General features: G+C 46.4%; 19 protein-coding genes. 14 read left to right on the top strand and 5 right to left on the bottom strand.

The window, feature by feature from the left end; genetic code table 11:
* Positions 1-27 precede the first annotated feature (27 nt).
* The gene (gene rpsD / locus ACKTT9_RS23480) at positions 28-627 is read right to left on the bottom strand and encodes a 30S ribosomal protein S4 (protein WP_127452159.1); all 600 of its coding nucleotides are present in this window, start codon (positions 625-627) and stop codon (positions 28-30) included.
* A gap of 352 nt (positions 628-979) precedes the next feature.
* On the opposite strand from rpsD, the gene ACKTT9_RS23475 reads away from it, so the two are divergent.
* The 4 genes from ACKTT9_RS23475 (at position 980) to ACKTT9_RS23460 (ending at position 4,589) form a co-directional block, all read left to right on the top strand.
* Positions 980-2,968, top strand: a complete 1,989-nt coding sequence (locus tag ACKTT9_RS23475; RefSeq protein ID WP_407867831.1) for a diguanylate cyclase — start codon at positions 980-982, stop codon at positions 2,966-2,968.
* A gap of 305 nt (positions 2,969-3,273) precedes the next feature.
* Entirely contained in the window at positions 3,274-3,819 is a 546-nt protein-coding gene (locus ACKTT9_RS23470) for a TVP38/TMEM64 family protein (protein WP_268597379.1), read from the top strand.
* Between the two features lie 111 nt (positions 3,820-3,930).
* Complete coding sequence (locus ACKTT9_RS23465) at positions 3,931-4,179, top strand: HPr family phosphocarrier protein (protein WP_127452161.1); 249 nt, start codon at positions 3,931-3,933, stop codon at positions 4,177-4,179.
* 122 nt (positions 4,180-4,301) lie between these two features.
* Positions 4,302-4,589 carry a YlaN family protein gene (locus ACKTT9_RS23460; RefSeq protein WP_056833125.1) on the top strand — a complete coding sequence of 96 codons (288 nt, stop codon included), beginning with the start codon at positions 4,302-4,304 and terminating at the stop codon, positions 4,587-4,589.
* Between the two features lie 55 nt (positions 4,590-4,644).
* Here the strand turns inward: ACKTT9_RS23460 and cax are convergent, their stop codons facing one another.
* Positions 4,645-5,691, bottom strand: coding sequence for a calcium/proton exchanger (gene cax, locus ACKTT9_RS23455; protein ID WP_407867830.1), 1,047 nt, complete (start codon positions 5,689-5,691; stop codon positions 4,645-4,647).
* A gap of 199 nt (positions 5,692-5,890) precedes the next feature.
* Here cax and ACKTT9_RS23450 point away from each other — a divergent pair, with 199 nt between their 5' ends.
* Positions 5,891-6,271 carry an Asp23/Gls24 family envelope stress response protein gene (locus ACKTT9_RS23450; RefSeq protein WP_127452164.1) on the top strand — a complete coding sequence of 127 codons (381 nt, stop codon included), beginning with the start codon at positions 5,891-5,893 and terminating at the stop codon, positions 6,269-6,271.
* Positions 6,272-6,300: 29 nt separating this feature from the next.
* Here the strand turns inward: ACKTT9_RS23450 and ftsW are convergent, their stop codons facing one another.
* Together ftsW and ACKTT9_RS23440 are read right to left on the bottom strand one after the other, a co-directional pair.
* The gene (gene ftsW / locus ACKTT9_RS23445) at positions 6,301-7,449 is read right to left on the bottom strand and encodes a putative lipid II flippase FtsW (protein ID WP_407867829.1); all 1,149 of its coding nucleotides are present in this window, start codon (positions 7,447-7,449) and stop codon (positions 6,301-6,303) included.
* Between the two features lie 13 nt (positions 7,450-7,462).
* Entirely contained in the window at positions 7,463-7,810 is a 348-nt protein-coding gene (locus tag ACKTT9_RS23440; RefSeq protein ID WP_181646160.1) for a YugN family protein, read from the bottom strand.
* Positions 7,811-8,015: 205 nt separating this feature from the next.
* Between ACKTT9_RS23440 and ACKTT9_RS23435 the strand changes: the two genes are divergently transcribed.
* The 7 genes from ACKTT9_RS23435 (at position 8,016) to ACKTT9_RS23405 (ending at position 16,572) form a co-directional block, all read left to right on the top strand.
* Positions 8,016-9,185: a M20 family metallopeptidase gene (locus ACKTT9_RS23435; protein WP_407867828.1), complete on the top strand. Its 1,170-nt coding sequence runs from the start codon at positions 8,016-8,018 to the stop codon at positions 9,183-9,185.
* 63 nt (positions 9,186-9,248) lie between these two features.
* Complete coding sequence (locus ACKTT9_RS23430; protein ID WP_407867827.1) at positions 9,249-9,689, top strand: CBS domain-containing protein; 441 nt, start codon at positions 9,249-9,251, stop codon at positions 9,687-9,689.
* Between the two features lie 194 nt (positions 9,690-9,883).
* Positions 9,884-11,044, top strand: a complete 1,161-nt coding sequence (locus ACKTT9_RS23425) for a Gfo/Idh/MocA family protein (RefSeq protein ID WP_407867826.1) — start codon at positions 9,884-9,886, stop codon at positions 11,042-11,044.
* A gap of 58 nt (positions 11,045-11,102) precedes the next feature.
* On the top strand, positions 11,103-12,176 hold the full coding sequence (locus ACKTT9_RS23420) for a Gfo/Idh/MocA family protein (RefSeq protein WP_407867825.1): 1,074 nt from the start codon (positions 11,103-11,105) through the stop codon (positions 12,174-12,176).
* 134 nt (positions 12,177-12,310) lie between these two features.
* A complete protein-coding gene (locus ACKTT9_RS23415; RefSeq protein ID WP_407867824.1) occupies positions 12,311-14,017 on the top strand; it encodes a DNA repair helicase XPB in 1,707 nt (568 codons plus the stop codon).
* The gene (locus tag ACKTT9_RS23410; RefSeq protein ID WP_407867823.1) at positions 14,007-16,040 is read left to right on the top strand and encodes a helicase-associated domain-containing protein; all 2,034 of its coding nucleotides are present in this window, start codon (positions 14,007-14,009) and stop codon (positions 16,038-16,040) included. The genes ACKTT9_RS23415 and ACKTT9_RS23410 overlap by 11 nt, the downstream gene beginning before the upstream one ends.
* 82 nt (positions 16,041-16,122) lie before the next feature.
* The gene (locus tag ACKTT9_RS23405) at positions 16,123-16,572 is read left to right on the top strand and encodes a YlbF family regulator (protein WP_127452411.1); all 450 of its coding nucleotides are present in this window, start codon (positions 16,123-16,125) and stop codon (positions 16,570-16,572) included.
* A 6-nt stretch (positions 16,573-16,578) separates the two neighbouring features.
* Here the strand turns inward: ACKTT9_RS23405 and ACKTT9_RS23400 are convergent, their stop codons facing one another.
* Entirely contained in the window at positions 16,579-17,583 is a 1,005-nt protein-coding gene (locus tag ACKTT9_RS23400) for an asparaginase (RefSeq protein WP_407867822.1), read from the bottom strand.
* 47 nt (positions 17,584-17,630) lie between these two features.
* Between ACKTT9_RS23400 and ACKTT9_RS23395 the strand changes: the two genes are divergently transcribed.
* Together ACKTT9_RS23395 and ACKTT9_RS23390 are read left to right on the top strand one after the other, a co-directional pair.
* Complete coding sequence (locus tag ACKTT9_RS23395; protein WP_127452182.1) at positions 17,631-17,894, top strand: YlbG family protein; 264 nt, start codon at positions 17,631-17,633, stop codon at positions 17,892-17,894.
* A gap of 211 nt (positions 17,895-18,105) precedes the next feature.
* Positions 18,106-18,543 carry a hypothetical protein gene (locus ACKTT9_RS23390; RefSeq protein WP_127452184.1) on the top strand — a complete coding sequence of 146 codons (438 nt, stop codon included), beginning with the start codon at positions 18,106-18,108 and terminating at the stop codon, positions 18,541-18,543.
* Positions 18,544-18,588: the final 45 nt, after the last annotated feature.

Here is an 18,588-nt window from a genome sequence, read left to right as displayed (position 1 = left end):
GGGAATTCCCTAAGGGGTTTGCTTTTATTAACGGCTGTAGAACTCGACGATTTGTTTCTCGTCAATTTCTTGAGGAAGCTCAGCGCGCTCTGGCAAACGGATGTATTTGCCTTCTACTGCTGCATCGTTGAACTCAAGGTAAGTTGGCAGGTGGTTACGGTTAGCAAGAGCTTCTTTCACAGCGGAAAGGCCTTTGCTTCTTTCGCGAAGGGCGATAACGTCACCAGTGGATACGATGTAAGAAGCGATATCTACTTTTTTGCCATTTACAGTTACGTGACCGTGAGAAACGAGTTGACGCGCGCCTGCACGGGAGTTGGAAAGACCAAGACGGTAAACCAAGTTGTCCAAACGGCTCTCAAGCAAGATCATGAAGTTCTCACCGGCGATACCTTTAAGTTTGGACGCTTTGTCGAACAAGTTGCGGAATTGCTTCTCGTTCAAGCCGTACATGTGACGAAGTTTTTGTTTTTCATTTAATTGAACGCCGTAACCGCTCATTTTTTTACGTTGTCCTGGGCCGTGTTGACCTGGAGGGAATGGGCGTTTCATGTCTTTGCCGTTACCACTTAAAGAGATACCAACGCGGCGGCTTAATTTGAACTTAGGTCCTGTATAACGTGACATTTAGGAAAAACTCCTTCTTTTTAACAAATAGTTTAGTAGATAGCATCTAGATGTCAGGGTGAAGACAAGTGCCTGGTTTTGCTTACGAATCATAATGTGATTCCCTGACAAGAGTAGTTCAGCCGCTGTCTTGGCAGGAGCAAAAGCAGTGAGGGTGATCACAAATGGCATTCACCGAAATCATGTTGTTACTCGACTTCTAATTTTATTAAAAAGCGGGGCAAGTGTCAAGTCTCAATCCGTCAGAACAAATCTAAAATATCGTGCAATAACAGTCGAAAAATAGTATGATAAATGAGGTAACATGTTAGCCTGGATCAAAAGAACTATAGTTTGTTAGTGAGGAGAGCCTATGAGTGAACCGCTTCGTAGTATGAAACAACATAGTTCGGCAGAGCACTTCGAAGAGTTTCTTCGGCAAGGACTTGTTCTTCCTAGCAACTTTTCCAATGGAGAATTCAATACGGATCAAGCGCTGCAAGATGCATTTGAGTATTGGGTTTATCAATTTGGACAAGCGATGCTACCGCATCAAACCGCATTGTTGTGCGTAAATAGGGATCTTCGTGTCATTAACGCTTGTTTAAATAACGCCCCGTTTATGGAGGAATACTCGCAGACAGGAGTGTCTTGGAACTTTGCTGAACGAGAGGAGAATCCTCTATCCAGGTGTTTAGCCATTCCTCGATTACATGTGATGTCTGGCGAAGAACTGGATGTTTCAAGGCAGAGTTCGATGTATGCTGCCGCCATTCCGGTCTTGGACTCACAAAAACAACCCATTGCCTATCTGGGACTATTCTCCCATTTTCTTACAGAGACTAACGGACTTATTCAATTGCTTTACACCTTGTCGATATCCTTTCATAGCTGTGTACAAAGCATTGAGGATCGTCGACGATATGACCAACTGTTGCTGCAAAATCAGCAAAGAGAACTTGATTTTAAAAAGCATGACATCTTGTTTGAAGCCTCTAAAAAGCTGCATGCCAAAATTGATGTTGACTCGGTACTGACGGAGGCAATTGAATGCATGTACCGCGTGTACCCGCATATTCAAGTCGATCTGCTGCTCTCGCAAGATAATGATTCAACGAATCTGTCCGTTAAGCCCTTGAATTTTCAAAGTATTGAGAATGACATTTGTACGCGCGCCTTTATGGAAAGCACTGTGGTCTTTGAGCCGTCGAAGGGCAGCGAAGGGCCAAGTACAGGGAAAGTAGCGGCGCCATTATCCGGTAAGCAGGGCGTGTATGGCGTTTTATATATGCAATTTGAGCATGATTTGATTCATGCCACCGATTTGCAATTTATTTCAATGCTCGCCGATACGGCAGGTTCGGCTTTCGAGAATGCGAAACTGTATGAGCAGTCGAACGTCATGATTAATGAGCTTCGCTTAATTAATGAAATTACCAAGCAACTTAACCAGAGCTTGCGGTTGAACGAAATTTTCAGCTCGGCTTCCAGTGAGATTTTAAGCATCTTTGGAGCCGATTTTTGCTGCATTTTGCAAACGGATCAAGATTCGGACAAATTAATTCTGCAAGCCACGAACTTGCCTGCGTTGTTCCATGAGACTTTTACGATGGACCAAGGCTTCTCCGGGCAAATTTGGAGGACGAAAGAAGCTGTTATCATTTCAGATTATCTGGCAACCAATAAGGTGAAGTCGAAATTCATGCAGTTAAGCAACGCCAGATCGCTCATCGGATCACCTATTTTAGTGAATGGCCGTGTAGAGGGTGTCATTCTCGTGGCGCATAACAAGCCGAATTTCTTTTCCTACGATAACTATAAATTATTGCAAGTGCTTTCCGGACATATCGGTTTAGCCATGACGAATGCCTCTTTGCATGCGGAAGTGAAACGGATGGTTATCACGGACAATTTAACCGGCCTTTATGCGCGTCACTATTTGGATGAGCAAGCGAATTTGCTGCAAAAGAAGGACTTCTGCGGTTCGCTAATCGTTGTTGATATCGATAATTTCAAACGTATTAATGATACGCATGGCCATCAAATTGGCGACAAAATATTGATTCAGGTGAGTCAAATAATTAAGACTTGTATTCGCGAGAGCGACATCGCGGCCAGATGGGGCGGTGAAGAGCTCGCTGTATACTTGCCTCAAGTCGCCAAAGATCAGACGATTCGCATTGCAGAGCGCATACGTACAAGAGTTCTTAAGGAAACCAGTCCGCAAGTGACTGTTTCCTGCGGGGTATCCGATTGGAACTGGGAAGAGGATAAGATTAGCGTTGAATCCTTGTTCTATCGGGCCGACATGGCGCTGTATCAAGCTAAAAACAGTGGGCGTAATCAAATTAAAGTCGGCTAGCTTTTCACAAAAACCACTTATCCATAGATAGGTGGTTTTTGCTTTTCATAACGTTGCAAAAAAAGGGTAGACTAGCTTCAGACACGCATGCTTTTACCCTACTTTTCTCTTCCTGAACTAACGGTAACATGATACAATGGTTTGGTTAAGGGAAGGATGGTCGAAATTTGTCAGTGGCTAACAGAAAGCGGATACTTTCAATTCTACTTATTATCATTTTAGTCGGTTTTTTGGTTTATTTTTTCTTCTTTAACCACATAGGCATTAAACTTGCTCACAGCAATATGAGGCAGCTGTCAGATCATTTGAATGATCTTGGTTGGCCCGGCAAAATCATCGGCATGGCTTTGATATTTGCTCAAACTTTTTTCCCGTTTATTCCTTTTGTGCTGGTAGCCGGGACGAATGTTGCGCTTTTTGGGATTAAAGTAGGGTTTTTGGTCAACTATATCATGTCTTGCCTAGGAGCAATTGCCTCTTTTTATTTTGCTCGTTATTATGGACATGCTTGGGTAGAGAAGAAATTAGAACGATTTCCGCTTGTTACTCAGTTCAGCCGCCGCATGGAGCAGCGTGGATTTGTCTATGTACTTTTAGGGAGATTGATTCCGATTTTACCGTCATCGGCAATTAACTTTGCTGCAGGACTCACTCGAGTACGATTCACTCAATTTCTATGGGGCACTGTCATTGGGAAACTTCCCATCGTTTTTTTAGAATCCATGATTGCTCACGATTTATTTCATTTTCACAAATATAAAGGAAGACTTCTCCTTCTGCTCGGAATCTTTGTCGTCTTAATTCTTGTTGGTAATGGTGTGAAGAAGGTGCTGGCACCCAAATCGAAATAAAAATTGTTGGAGAATGAAGGAAATTTTCTAGTTGCGCTTTGTCACCTATCCAAGTTATCATATAGAAAGCAAGGCGACCAACTCATATGCAAATAAATGGAGGAATGAAATATGCCAAGTGCTAATAACGCCGCAATTGTTGAAATTTCACAAACAGCTAATAAATTTAGATCATCCATCGTTCTCCAATATGATAATAAGTATATCGATGTGAAAAGTATTTTGGGGTTGTTCACAACTCTGCTTAGCTCCAGCAAATATGATTTGCACGTTCACGGTCCAGATGAGCAAGAAGCGAAAGTCGCTATGGCCGAAGTTTTCGCTAAGCATGATCTAGGGGTTAATGTTGTAGAAGACTAGATGAATGCCTGATGAAGGTACTCTCAGAATCTCTGAGGGTACCTTCTCTTGTATATTGGAGCAATTTCGCTTAATATAGATACATATAAGGACGGATGACTATGCGTATAGGGGGAAGTGGAATGTCTTCATCTGATCTGTTGTTGGACATGAATCAAAAAGCGCTTAATCTTCTTCAAGAAGATGCAGATAAAATCGAAAAGCTGATCGAAGTACAAATGGAAAATTTGACAACACGTCAATGCCCGTTGTATGAAGAGGTTCTAGATACGCAAATGTACGGTCTGTCTAGAGAAATTGATTTTGCCATTCGTGCGGGACTTATTTCCGAGATGCCTGGCAAGCAAATTCTCAGCAAGCTTGAACGTAACCTTGCTCAGCTATATGAAGCGCTGAATAACAAAAAGTAACCCATCATTCGGGTTACTTTTTTTGTTTGGCATATGTAGAGGTGATACACGAATGTTAGACGAGGAAGAATACGACGCCCAGGATGATGTAGACAAAGAGCAGGAGGAGACCTTCATACCAATTGGTTGAACCATCCTGTGTGATGGATTTGGTGATGAAGACGGCGACCCCGATGGCGGCGATTTCATAGGTTGTGAAGACGATATTCATTGGCGTGCCGCTCATGAAGAAGCTGACCAACACTAGCACTGGAGCTACGAATAGCGCAATTTGCAAGGAGCTGCCGATGGCAATTTCAACGGCTGCACCCATTTTATTTTTCATGGCCATCATAACGGCTGCGCTGTGTTCAGCTGCGTTCCCGATAATCGCTACGAGGAAGGCCCCGACAAAGAGCTCCGAGAATCCGAATTTATGTGTCACTTCCTCCAAGGTGCCAACCAGCCATTCACTCGTGAAAGCAACCATGACGGTGGATAGCACCAGGAAGAGAATAGATGTAGTTTTGGACCAAGCAGCCTCGCCGTGCTCAATGGATGCATCGGAAAGTATGCTTTTGTGGGTAACCATGGAGAACAACAGCCAGAGCAAGTAGGCGACTATGAGTAAAATCGCTACGATCATGCTCATCGTCGAAGTTTCTTTAGACGTTAATCCTCCCGTAAAAATCGCTGGAATGAAAAGCGCCACGACGCCGAGAATCATCAAAGACGAGTTGTGGGAAGCCAGCTTTACGTTAAACGACTGCTCTTTGAACTTAAGTCCTCCTGCAAAAATACTAAGCCCGAGCACCAGCAGGAGATTCCCGATGATAGCCCCGGTAAGGCTGGCCTTCACGATATCGTACAAGCCGTCCTTCACAAGGAAGATGGCGATGATTAGCTCTGCTGCGTTGCCAAACGTGGCGTTAAGAAATCCACCTACCCGTTCGCCAGCATAATGGGCCACACTTTCAGTCGCTTTGCCTAGGAACCCGGCGACAAAAATAATCGCGATACAGGCAATGACGAATTGCAGGGTTGTATCCATATGCATGTAGTGTGCAATCCCTGTCAATACAAAAGAAATGATTAAACCCGCATAAAACAATTTACCTTTCAATGTACACCCTCCGACTCTTCAAATATTGGAACTTTTTTACTTCTTTTTACTATACCCACTTTGCCTGATAAAGTAAATTCGATTTGGACATTTGCGGCAGTTCTTGCTTTCATCTATTGAACTTATTACAATAGATTTATACCAGAGTGGAGAAGTTTGGCATTCCATTCAAAGAACCCTATATTAGGAGTTGATCCATATGTCCGAAGACAATCAAACCGGTTTAATTCGTATTTCTGATGATGTAGTATCCACAATAGCAGGTCTAGCAGCTCTTGAAACGGCTGGCATAGCAGGAATGTCTGGCGGCATTTCAGAAGGCTTAGCTAAGCGCTTGAGCGGTAAAAACGTGCAACGAGGCGTATCAGTAGAGGTAGGTCAAGTGGAAGCTGCCATCGATTTACGCGTTATCGTCAATTACGGTTCCCGTATTCAGGATGTATGCAGGGATCTCCAAGAGAACGTTCGGGAAGCTGTCGAGAATATGACAGGTTTAAATGTGGTTGAAGTGAACGTTAAAGTAGAAGGCGTTGCTTTCAGAGAAGAAGAACTTGCAGACGATCCTCTTCGTGTAAAATAAAAAAAAGACCCAATCGAATTTCGTGTCGATTAGGGTCTTTTTTTGGTAGCTGGTTCTTCTTTGCGTATTTGTTCTCGAGATATGCTAAGTATAATGCCCATACTGATCAGAGAGACCATCATGGAAGATCCTCCGGCTGATATAAAGGGGAGGGTTACCCCGGTTAGGGGAATGGTTCCTGTGACGCCTCCGATATTAACAAAGGCTTGAAAGCCGAACATCACCATAATTCCTACCCCTGCTAGCATGCCGAACATATCCGGACTGCGAACGGCAACAAGGATACCCCGCCAAATGAAGAAAATGAAAAGAAGAATAAATAGAGAGCTTCCTATAAATCCTAATTCCTCACCGATAATGGCAAAAATAAAATCGTTATGGGCCTCAGGCAAGTAGTGCAGTTTCTGGATGCCTTGTCCGAAGCCAGCCCCTCGAAAGCCGCCGTGTCCAAATGCGTATAAGGACTGGACCACTTGATGTCCGGCACCTTGGGGGTCCGAGAAAGGATCCATAAACGAAGTCAAACGGTCAATTCGATAGTTGTTGCCATCGGAGCCGCCTTTTAACATATAAAGGGCTACGCCGATTGCACCAAGGGTAAGGAAGCTTGTCCCCAACATGAAAATGTGCTTCAAATTGGAGCCGCCAACCATAATCACGATGGCCGAACAAATAAAAAGAATCATGCATGAACCAAGATCCGGCTGAAGCATGATCAGGAAACAGACGAATCCGACAACAATCAAGGCGGGGAGAAGCCCCTTTTTGAAATTGCGGAAATTCTCCTCCTTATTGCTGATTAACGAAGCCAAATACAGAATGACAATCAACTTGGCGAACTCTGTGGGCTGAATTCCGAATTTACCAAGCGTGTACCAACTGCTGGCTCCGTTTGCTTTGGTTGTGAAGATAACGAAGATTAGGGCAATCACGATAAAGAAGAACGCTGGGATGACAAGCTTTTTGAGCTTCGTGTAATGGAGATTCATGCAAAAGAGCATGCCGATGGTTCCAATCCCGACTGCGATTAACTGTTTTTTCGTGAATGCCCAGGGATCTCCATAATAAGCGCTTGTCATCGAGCTTGCACTGAAAACCATGGCCAGACCGAAGCATACAAGCACAAAGGTTAATAGAAGCAGCAGAAAATCCGGCGTTCCTCTTCGAGGTGGATTCATGCTGTATCCTCGCCTAGTCCGCTAATGCTTGCTTCAACTGATCCAATTTTTGCTTGGAAAGTTTGAGCACGGATTCAGGAATTGGTGAATCGTAGTCCAAACCATGCGGGAATGTTTCTCTGCCTATGTATGCATCCTCTAGAAACAAAATAGCGTAAGGGGATTCCAGTTTGCCGGATTCTACACGTGCATTTACACGCAAGAAGTACACGGATTTACTTGCTTTATCTTCCATTTTGAAATCATAAGTAGCACGAGTGTATTCCCACTGCCAGCGCACGAAACCTAGCTTCGTCGTTACTTCATCGAGGTGAGCCAGATCGCTTTTTAAGCCTTTTAAGCCAGTTGCTTCAATAATCACTTATAACGCCTCCATATTGTACGTATGCATTCTTTATTCATGATAGTATGTTTCCAATGGTTCTGCAAGTCGATAGCTTTGTCTAATTTCTAATATTTGATGGCACTTTGGAGATGAAACTGGCGCATTAATTTGGTAGAATAGGTTCAATCACTTAGGCACAATATGAAATACCTACATATAAGGATGAGCGGAGGAGTTATCTATGATTGATTTTCAAGCGGACTTACAAGCCATTTATGAAGAAATGGTTGGTTGGAGGCGCTATCTGCATCAAAACCCTGAACTCTCCTTCCATGAGTACCAGACGGCTGATTTCGTAGCAACCCACCTTCGCAGTTGGGACATTGAAGTCCGTCAAGGCGTTGGCGGCAATGGCGTTGTCGGGCTTCTTCGCGGCGGCGAAGCCGGACCAACCGTTGCTCTGCGAGCCGATATGGATGCTCTTCCTATTCAAGATGAGAAAAACTGCACATATGCATCGCTGACCAAAGGGGTTATGCATGCATGCGGCCATGATGCCCACACCTCTACGCTGCTCGGGATTGCCAAGGTTGCAAGTAAGCGCCGGGCGGAGCTGAAGGGCAATTTGGTTTTCCTGTTCCAGCACGCTGAAGAAATCACCCCTGGCGGGGCGGATGCCATGATCCAAGATGGAGCGCTTGAAGGTGTTGATGCTGTGTTTGGCGTACATTTGTGGACACCGTTCCCAGTCGGCCATGTTTATTCCAAAGCGGGTCCATTAATGGCAGCTCCCGATGAATTTACCATCCAGATTCAAGGGAAAGGCGGCCACGGCGGCTTGCCGCATCAAACCATTGACAGCATCTATGTTGCTTCACAATTAGTTGTGAACCTGCAATCGATTGTAAGCCGTCAAGTGGATCCGATTGAACCATGCGTTGTGAGTATCGGCTCCTTTCACGGAGGGACGAGCTTCAACGTCATTGCAGAAACAAGTGCGTTAAGCGGGACTGTTAGAACTTTTAATGCAGAGCTTCGACAAGATGTCAAGCAGCGCATCGAACGGATCGTGCAGTCCACTTGCGAAATGTATGGAGCTGCTTACGAAATTGATTACAAGCTGGGCTATCCAACGGTAGTGAATGACGCGAATGAAGCTAGTCGATTCTTTAAGGTAGGTGCTGCATTATTTGGGGCAGAAGCTACACAGGAATCTCCACTTATTATGGCCGGAGAAGACTTCTCTTATTATTTGCATCATCGGCCGGGCTGTTACATGTTTGTTGGAGCGGGCAATGTCGAAGCGGGGATTATCCATCCGCATCATCATCCCAAATTTGATATCGATGAGAAGTCTATGCTGAATTCGGCTAATTTGCTGCTTGGAATGGCTTTGGATTATATGGCATGAATGCCGTCCATCCTTTGGAGAATGCTATGTCTGTAAGACAACTCTAAGGGAGGGATCGTGGACATGGCTGGGAAAACAGTTCGGGATATTATGAGTAAAGATTGCGTGACAGTGACTTTGCAGGATAATGTATTTGAAATTGCTTTGAAAATGAAACAACACGATATCGGATTTGTTGCCGTTGTTGACGGTAAAAAGCTCATTGGTGTTGTAACCGACCGTGATTTGGTCGTCCGCGGATATGCGGAAAAACATTCAGGTTCTACAGCCGTTGAGAAGGTAATTACGAAGGATATTGCGACGATAGATCCGAATACTTCTATTGAAGAAGCAGCCAAGATTATGGCGAAAAATCAAATCCGGCGGCTGCCGGTTGTTGAGAACGGCGAGCTCGTTGGCATCGTAGCCATCGGAGATCTGGCTGTGCGCGGCAGCTTCGAAGATGAAGCCGGCCAAGCACTCGGCAAAATCTCTTCCGACAAAACGCCGGTTGGAGCAAGATAAAGGATTAACAAGATAAAGGAGTAATCTGCGTATTTTGGACCGGGCATCCGGTCCTTTTTACTTGGCGAAAGCACGGATCTGTCAAAGTTCGCAATAAGGTGGTCAATCTGCGACAAGATGCGAACTGCTGAAATATGCTACATTGGTAACGTGTTCAATTAATTGTGAATCTGACAAGAAAAAGGTGAGTACATATGGAGAAAGTTAGGATTGGTATTATCGGTCTGGGCAACATGGGAACTGGACATGCCAAATATTTGGTGAAAAACGAAGTAAAAGGCGCTGAATTGACAGCTATATGTGAATTCAGAGCGGATCGCTTGGAATGGGCGAAAGAAAACCTAGGTCAGGACATCCAATTATTCGACAATCTAGACGCATTTCTGAACTCAGGCGCTATTGATAGCGTACTGATTGCGACTCCACACTATGATCATCCCGAAGTAGCGATAAAAGCTTTTAAAGCTGGACTTCATGTTCTGTGTGAGAAACCGGCAGGCGTATATACGAAACAAGTACGCCAAATGAATGAAGCGGCTAAAGAGTCAGGCAAAATCTTCAGCATGATGTACAACCAACGTACAAATCCTTTATATAAAAAGCTCAAAGATCTGGTGGAATCCGGTGAACTTGGTGAAATCCGCAGAACGAACTGGATCATTACGAACTGGTACAGATCCCAAAGCTATTACGATTCAGGCGGCTGGCGCGCAACATGGGCTGGCGAAGGCGGCGGTGTTCTAATTAACCAGGATCCGCATCAGCTTGATTTGTGGCAGTGGACGATTGACATGATGCCGAAGCGTGTTCGCGCGTTCTGTTACTTCGGGAAACACCGCAATATCGAGGTAGAAGATGATGTAACAGCATTCGTTGAGTACGAGAACGGCGCGACAGGGTTGTTCGTTACGACAACAGGGGAAGCTCCGGGAACAAATCGTTTTGAAATTTCCGGTGATCGCGGCAAAATTGTTATTGAAGACGGCAAGCTGACATTCTGGCGTTTGCGCGTTTCCGAAAGAGAATTTAACGAAACATTCAAAGGCGGATTCGGTCAACCGGAATGCTGGAAAATCGATATCCCAATCGAAGGCAAAGAAACAAGCCACATGGGAATTACTCAAAACTTCGTTGATGCGATCCTTCACGGCACACCGCTTGTCGCTCCAGGAGAAGAAGGCATCAAAGGCTTAATGCTTTCCAATGCGATGCTGTTGTCCACGTGGACAGACAACTGGGTGGATCTGCCGATTAACGAAGACCTGTTCGAACAACATTTGCAGGACAAAATCAAAAATTCCACCGTTAACAAGGAAGCTGGCTATAAGACTTTCGATGTTTCCGCTTCAAGATAAATAAGACTAACCATTTGACCCTATCGATACATGGGTACGATCGTGGAGGAATTCGGATATGCAAAAAAGCGATGGAATGAATTATGCACCAAAAGGTAAACCGAACATCGTCGTGCAAAAAGGTGAGTTCGTCTTCGCAGCAATTGCCTTAGATCATGGTCATATCTATGGGATGTGTAATGGTTTATTGGAAGCTGGAGCAGAACTGAAATGGGTCTACGACCAAGATCCTGCGAAAGTAGCAGCTTTTATTGCGAAATACCCGCAGGCTAAAGCAGCCTCTTCGGAGCAAGAAATTTTCGATGACGCGGAAGTTAAGCTGATTGCTGCGGCTGCAATTCCATCCGAGCGTGGACCGTTAGGTATCCGGGCGATGGAGAATGGTAAAGACTACTTTACAGACAAAACGCCATTCACTTCGTTGGATCAACTTGCTGCTGCCAAAGCTAAGGTAGAAGAGACTGGCCGTAAGTATGCGGTTTACTTCAGCGAACGTTTGCATGTAGAAAGCGCTGTGTTTGCCGGCCAATTGATCGAAGAAGGCGCTATCGGGCGCGTTGTTCAGGTAATCGGGCTTGGGCCGCACCGATTGGGTGCTGCTGGCCGACCGGATTGGTTTTTCAAAAAAGATAAGTACGGCGGTATTCTGTGTGATATCGGCTCTCATCAAATTGAGCAATTTCTGCATTATGCGGGATGCAAAGATGCTACCGTGGTAAGCAGTAAAGTCGCGAACTACCATGCGAAGGATTATCCGGAGCTGGAGGATTTCGGTGACGCTACACTTGTTGGGGATAACGGCGCGACCAACTATTTCCGTGTGGACTGGCTGACACCGAGCGGTCTTGGAACATGGGGCGACGGACGTACGCTGATTCTGGGAACAGAAGGGTATATTGAGCTTCGTAAATATATTGACATCGCGCGCGACCCGCAAGGAGATCAGTTGTACCTGGTCAATCAGCAAGGCGAGAAACACTATAGTCTTCATGGACAAGTAGGGTTTCCTTTCTTTGGCCAATTGATCCTTGATTGCATCAATCGCACGGAGAATGCGATGACGCAGGCGCATACGTTCAAAGCAGCAGAGCTCTGCTTGCTTGCACAGGAGAAAGCAGTTCGTGTTGAATAGAAATTATCAAACGGGTAGTCCGGCGATCGTCGCCGGGCTGCCCGTTTTGCTTTTTTATGAATAAAACAGACAGGCCAGATAGGTTTAAATCCAGTCCTTTCCTTTCATACTAGTGTGAAAGGAGATGGCAACCAGTGAAAGTAGATCCTACTCGTCCTCTGATCGTACAAAGCGATTTGTCAGTCTTATTGGAGACGCATCATCCCGAATTCGAGTCCGTTCGGGGGGTTCTATCCCGTTTTGCGGATCTCATCAAAAGCCCTGAGCATCTCCATATGTACCGGATTACACCGTTATCGCTGTGGAATGCAACGGCTGCCGGGATGCCGATCGAACAAATGTCAGCTTGTTTGCAGCAAAATGCGAAATTCGGCGTACCGTCCTCTGTGCTAAGCGGGATTCGTAAATATGCAAATCGCTATGGCTTGTTACGCATGGAAGACGTCGGCAACGAGCTCTATCTCGTCAGTGATGATACAGTCATACTAAGAGAAATTCTAACGTACGATTCGCTGAAAAAATATTTAGAAGATACCCGCGGCGAGCGGGCTATTGCTATTTCGCCGGCATATCGCGGCGTGTTGAAGCAGGAATTAACCAAACTCGGCTTTCCGGTTGAAGATTTGGCCGCATACCGGAGCGGTGAATTTCTTCCGATCCAGCTGCGTGACGAAGAAACAGTGGAAGAGCCTTTTCAGCTGCGCGACTATCAAAAGAGTGCCGTGGATGCCTTCCATCGCATCGGAGAAGGGGGAAGCGGTGTTCTTGTGCTGCCTTGCGGGGCAGGTAAAACGGTGATTGGTATCGCCGCTATGGCAAGATGCAGCTGTGCCACGTTGATTCTTACGTCGAATGTCACATCCGTAAAGCAGTGGAAGCGGGAAATTTTGAGCAAAACAGGGCTGGGCGAAGACCAAGTCGGCGAATATAACGGAACAACAAAGGACGTAAGGCCAGTCACTATTGCAACGTATCAAATCCTGACACATCGTGGAAAAAAAGAAGACGACTTCGCTCATATGCGTTTGTTCAGCGAGAGAGAATGGGGGCTTATTATTTATGATGAGGTGCATCTTCTCCCTGCTCCTGTTTTCCGCGCTACAGCGGACATTCAGGCGACCCGCAGACTCGGGTTGACCGCTACGCTAATCAGAGAAGATGGCCGAGAGGAAGATGTATTCTCTTTAGTGGGGCCTAAGAAGTTTGATATGGCATGGAAAGAATTGGAGTCCCAAGGTTGGATCGCTAAGGTTACCTGTCAGGAAGTGCGCGTTCCGCTCTCCGAAAGTGATCGTGATCTGTACGGCGCTTCCAGCGCCAGACAGCAATTCCGAATTGCCGGGGAAAATAGCGCCAAGCAACAGGTAATTGACCATTTGCTGCGGCTCCATGCCGATGAACCGACTTTGATTATTGGCCAATATATTGATCAATTAGAGCAGATTTCAGCTCACACCGGCGCGCCGATGATCAGCGGTTCAATGGCCTATGAAAACAGAGAGGAGCTGTATGATCAATTTAAAAAGGGGCAGCTGCCGCTGCTTATTGTCTCCAAAGTGGCTAATTTTGCCGTTGATTTGCCGGATGCCGCGGTGGCTATCCAGGTTTCTGGCAGCTATGGGTCACGCCAAGAGGAAGCGCAGCGCCTGGGGCGCATTCTTCGCCCCAAAAGCAGCGGCGCGAATGCAGCCGTCTTTTATTCCATCATCAGCGAGGATACGAAAGAGCAGGACTTTGCCATGAAGCGTCAATTGTTTCTGGTTGAACAAGGTTATGAATATTGCATTACGCGTTGGAGTCCTGAAACGAAAGTTTGTAAAGGAGAACAGTATGAGATATGAGCATGTCGTAAGTCGAATGCCGGAAGCCCTGAAGAAGCTTATTTCCAGCCAAACCTGGTGCTCATCTTACATCAAAGAGGGAGTTTCACTGCCTGATCTGCTGACGGACCGGAAATATCTCTTAAGACTGCTGTCTCAATTGTCAGTAGATGAGAAAAATACCCTCCGTCTTATTCTTAGCGCATTCGGCTGCGAGTCGTTCACAAACGCTGCGCTTGAAAAGCAAGCGGGTCTCCGTATGGCCGGCGCGCAAGTCGCCATTGGCCTGGTAGGCCTTAGACGGGCAGGCGTTATTGCCGCTTTCCGCAAAGCCTGGGGGGAGCAGCTTTTTGTGCTGCCTGAGGATGCTTTTGAGGCATGGCAGGGACTGCTTTTTCCTTCCGTAAAGCTTAAGACTATGGTGGATGATAGCAAGCTTGAATTAATGCCGGCGGGGGCTACCCAAGCGACTGGCTCGCAGGAGGAAGAAGCAACCGTGCATCCGCGAGGTCTTGCCCAGCAGCTTTTTCACTTTATGGTAGCGTGTTCGCAGCAGTCTTCACTTCCCTTGACGAACAAAGGGACATTACATAAAAAGCAAATCTTAAAGCTTACCCAGCATCTCACGCTTCCGAATGACCTGCTGCGCACCGCGGGAATTACCTACGCATTCAGGGATATTTACGATGATGGTGCAGCACTGATGTTAGAAATGGCTATTCGGATGGGATTCATTTCGGGGCAGGGTGATCAGCTAGTTGTGTGCAAGGATGTTTTCCTGAAATGGCTGGATGACAGCTATGAGAGCCAACAGAAGGCGCTTTACGGCGTTTGGCGGCAGCTGCAGCTTCCTGCACCTGTCTGGCTTCAACATGGCTTAGCATGGATGGAGAGGGCGGAAACAGGCCATTGGGTTGAGCTGAATGCTATCGTTGGAGCGATTATGGCCTGCTGCTCCGAATGCGATCAGCTGAAAGAAGCTGATTCTCTTTCGCGTGCGCTCCTCTCTTGTTGGATTGCGCCGTTGTCCATCTTCCGTTTTATAGAGCTTGCTGCCGATAAAGAAGGCGGTATATGGTTTCGCTGGCTGATTTCACGGAGGGAGGAATGGGAATCAGAAGCAGGAATCAGCGATGATTCATCCAATGTTGCGGAAAAACAATCGAAGTCTTCTTCACTTTATGTGCAGCCCGATTTTGAAATTCTGCTGCTCCCAGATGCTACGCTTCGAACGGAATGGGAGATCGCGGTGTTTGCCGACCTTAAGCAAACGGATTACGTTCGTACTTATCGGATGACAAAAGAAGGCTTTTATCGCGCCTGGGAAATGGGGCAAAGTAGTGAAGAGATCATCTCTATGCTGCAAGAGAATGCGTATTATGAAATTCCTGAGCCAATAACCGTAACGCTGCGGCAATGGGGCGAGCAGACCGGCAAAGTGCATTTTGAAGAGGTAACGCTGCTTCGCTGCCGATCGAACGACATTGCAGATGCCCTGCTTAGAAATGAGAAGTGCCAGCCGTTTCTTCGGGAACGTGTCGGCGCGGCTGATTTTGTCGTGCCCAAAGCGCAGCTCCCTCAGCTTACGAAATGTTTAGAGAATATGGGCTATAACCCTAAAAGCAGCCGTAAAGACGAGGAGGATCAGGGAAGCAACGCCGCCAAGGGTGCATATGGTAATCAGACGCCTGGTTTATGTTATTCCAGAGATTCCATCCAGCTATATGAGATGGATGCTGAGCTTCCTGAAAGAAATGACTTGTACCCGGATATGAGGGATATCCCATCCAGTTGGCTGCAAGACTTTCGTTCTTACCATGGTTCCACGCGTAAAGAAATGATTCGCAAGGCCATTGAATGGAAGAGCTGCTTACAGCTGCGTAAAGAAGGGCAGAACCGCTTCATCATTCCTAGAAGTTTGCGCGAAGAACGTACAGGTTGGATTCTGGAGGGACTTGAAGAATTGCAAGAGATTGCATGGTCTGGCGAGGATTGGGAGGAAATGAAATTGATTTTACCGGGGATTAATGATAAGGATATCTAGAGAAAAGGAAGAAACTCTTGAGGAACTGTGGTATAGTAGAGATGTTAGATACTCTTTAAGAGGAAGGAAGTTGAACATAGGTATGTTACAGACGATGGAAACAGAAACGATTGATATGTCGGCCGTCCTTATGCAGGCCTATGACATGGGTGACATGATTAATTCCTCTGCTGAAGTGGCAGATTATTTATATTGGAAGAACGCTGTTGAGAACAGTGCGGAAGTGAAAGAGCTGAAAGCCGTCTTTGCAAGGAAAAAAGATGCTTTCGAAGAATGCGAGCGTTTCGGGCATTATCACCCGAGCTATCACGAAGCATTGGCTGCTGTGAACGAGGTTCAGGACAAGTTGCATCAGGTCGAGGCTGTTCGCAGATTCAAAGAAGCGGAGGATCGCTTGGACGATTTACTGTTCACCGTGTCCACGACGATCGCTCACGCCGTATCTGATTCTATCAAAGTTCCGAGTAATAACCCGCTGCCAACCGGCAAAGGATGTTCCTCCGGCGGAAGCTGCAGCGGCAATTGCGGTTAACCCATGTTACAACTGGAAATCGGGGCGGATGATTCCGACCTCGGTTCCTTGCCAGTTATGAACGGTAGGCGTGTGAAATGCAGCAAGCTTGCTGACTTCGGATGCCGAAAGCAGATCTAATTGCTTCAGAGCTTCAACGACAGCAGGATATAACGCTCGCTGATTACCGTCTTCAATCTTCAGCACAAAACCCAACCCCTTATCGGGAACCGTTAGTGCGAAAATACCCTCAGCGCCCATTTTGCCGATGATTCGGCCTTGCGTGGCTTCGATTAACTGCGTATCGAAGCGATCGCTGCCTGCTAGGAATTGAGGATATTTTCGCACCGCGGCGACGATTCTCTGGCAAGCGTTTGCACGGACTTCAGGCACCGCTTCCGGGCTTCCAAGGCGGGCGAATGCAAGGGCTAGATGATGGATGGGCATTCCGAATACGGGCACGCCGCAGCCGTCGATCCCCAGCTCCATCTGCGATTTGGGAATGTCCGACATGGCGCACACCGCCTCGAGCATAAGCTGCTGCACAGGATGCTGCAGGCTCATGTATGTATCCGGCGATGCACCGAGGTGTGCACAAAGTGCCAGCATGCCTGAATGCTTGCCCGAGCAGTTGTTATGCAGCGTGGTCGGCGCTTCTCCCCGCTCGCGCATCGCCTGTGCGGTTGGCGCGTGGTAGGGCTCATGAGCACCGCACTGCAGGTGCTCGTGGTGGAAACCGAGCTTGCCCAAGATGCCTTGGGCAGCGCTCACGTGCTCAGCTTCCCCGTTGTGGGAAGCGCAGCACAAAGCGATTTCGGCCTCACCAAGGCCGAAATGATCCGCCGCGCCGGACTCGATGACCGGCAGCGCTTGAATGAGCTTCGCCGTCGAACGGGCGAAGGTAAGGAGCTGTGGGTCGCCTGCGCCGTGCAGCAGCGAGCCCTTGGTATTAACGACCGCGAGATGAACGCGGTGAATACTTTCCGTTATGTTCCCGCGGTACACGCGGACGATGGTGTTAGAAGGCTTCATGTAAGGGTATCACTCCATACTAGGATTATTGAAAAGAGGTTGCAATCATGATGATTGAGCGTAGCGGGTTAATCATTTGGGTTAATGATGTTAAAGCCGCCAGAAACTTGGAAAGATTCGGTTCGCTTCATTACATATCCAAGAAAATGAATTATGCGGTTCTTTATATACATGCAAGCAAAGTTGAAGAAACGACTCGCAGCTTGCTTAAGCTGCCCTACGTCAAAAAAGTAGAGAAGTCGTATCGCAACGAAATCAAAACCGAATACAGTAGTGAAGTACCGGACAAAACTAGATTTTACACCCTTTGAGGCTGTAGTGCAAAACGAAAGCTTCGGAAGAAGCTTTTTTTATTTTTTGAATTTTTAGATAATAAGCATTTTTTCATGAATTCACAAATATTTATTAATAATTTTATATATTCTTACATGGGAAAAAAAGTTATAATCAAGTAAACTATAACTTACATACATTCATGGAATAGGTACGCGGACTCATTTTTGTAGGAAAGGGGGTGTGATCATGAAAGACAAAGTAATGGGGAGATGGAGTACTTACGAACCATTCTTCGTGCAGCTGGGTGACAAGAAAGTAGCGGATGTCGTGATCACGAATCATGCGAAGCTGAGATGGAGTGATCGTGTTTCTAGTGAAAACAACTCACTGGAGGAAATCTGTGCTTTTCTATGGGAAAAGCTTAAAAATGGTGACATCGTCCCTTATTATCGAAATGAAGAAGATGTTTATCTGATTGATGATGACCTTGTCGTCGTTGCTGAGTTTTCTCACTTGGAGAATGAAACGGATCTGGTGGGCAATCCGCTGCATAAGATGATCATCGTCACCTTCCTCGGGAGAATGTCCGAAACCATGGAGCTTCGCGATTTGAAATCATATTATTCTTGGCTTAGGCATTCAAGGCGCATGACGTTGATCAAGAACAGCCGCAAGCGCCGGTAACTGGATAATAGCTGGATCAAGGGCGTGTCCATCGGGCATGCTCTT

It is taken from the genome of Paenibacillus sp. P36 (assembly GCF_045866505.1).
GTDB lineage: Bacteria > Bacillota > Bacilli > Paenibacillales > NBRC-103111 > Paenibacillus_E > Paenibacillus_E chondroitinus.
This window is presented reverse-complemented; position numbering and strand designations above follow the sequence as displayed.

Coding starts and splice junctions, on each gene's coding strand:
- rpsD (WP_127452159.1), bottom strand. CDS start 627: ATGTCACGTTATACAGGACCTAAGTTCAAATTAAGCCGCCGCGTTGGT.
- ACKTT9_RS23475 (WP_407867831.1), top strand. CDS start 980: ATGAGTGAACCGCTTCGTAGTATGAAACAACATAGTTCGGCAGAGCAC.
- ACKTT9_RS23465 (WP_127452161.1), top strand. CDS start 3,931: ATGCCAAGTGCTAATAACGCCGCAATTGTTGAAATTTCACAAACAGCT.
- ACKTT9_RS23460 (WP_056833125.1), top strand. CDS start 4,302: ATGTCTTCATCTGATCTGTTGTTGGACATGAATCAAAAAGCGCTTAAT.
- ACKTT9_RS23450 (WP_127452164.1), top strand. CDS start 5,891: ATGTCCGAAGACAATCAAACCGGTTTAATTCGTATTTCTGATGATGTA.
- ftsW (WP_407867829.1), bottom strand. CDS start 7,449: ATGAATCCACCTCGAAGAGGAACGCCGGATTTTCTGCTGCTTCTATTA.
- ACKTT9_RS23435 (WP_407867828.1), top strand. CDS start 8,016: ATGATTGATTTTCAAGCGGACTTACAAGCCATTTATGAAGAAATGGTT.
- ACKTT9_RS23430 (WP_407867827.1), top strand. CDS start 9,249: ATGGCTGGGAAAACAGTTCGGGATATTATGAGTAAAGATTGCGTGACA.
- ACKTT9_RS23425 (WP_407867826.1), top strand. CDS start 9,884: ATGGAGAAAGTTAGGATTGGTATTATCGGTCTGGGCAACATGGGAACT.
- ACKTT9_RS23420 (WP_407867825.1), top strand. CDS start 11,103: ATGCAAAAAAGCGATGGAATGAATTATGCACCAAAAGGTAAACCGAAC.
- ACKTT9_RS23410 (WP_407867823.1), top strand. CDS start 14,007: ATGAGATATGAGCATGTCGTAAGTCGAATGCCGGAAGCCCTGAAGAAG.
- ACKTT9_RS23405 (WP_127452411.1), top strand. CDS start 16,123: ATGTTACAGACGATGGAAACAGAAACGATTGATATGTCGGCCGTCCTT.
- ACKTT9_RS23400 (WP_407867822.1), bottom strand. CDS start 17,583: ATGAAGCCTTCTAACACCATCGTCCGCGTGTACCGCGGGAACATAACG.
- ACKTT9_RS23395 (WP_127452182.1), top strand. CDS start 17,631: ATGATGATTGAGCGTAGCGGGTTAATCATTTGGGTTAATGATGTTAAA.
- ACKTT9_RS23390 (WP_127452184.1), top strand. CDS start 18,106: ATGAAAGACAAAGTAATGGGGAGATGGAGTACTTACGAACCATTCTTC.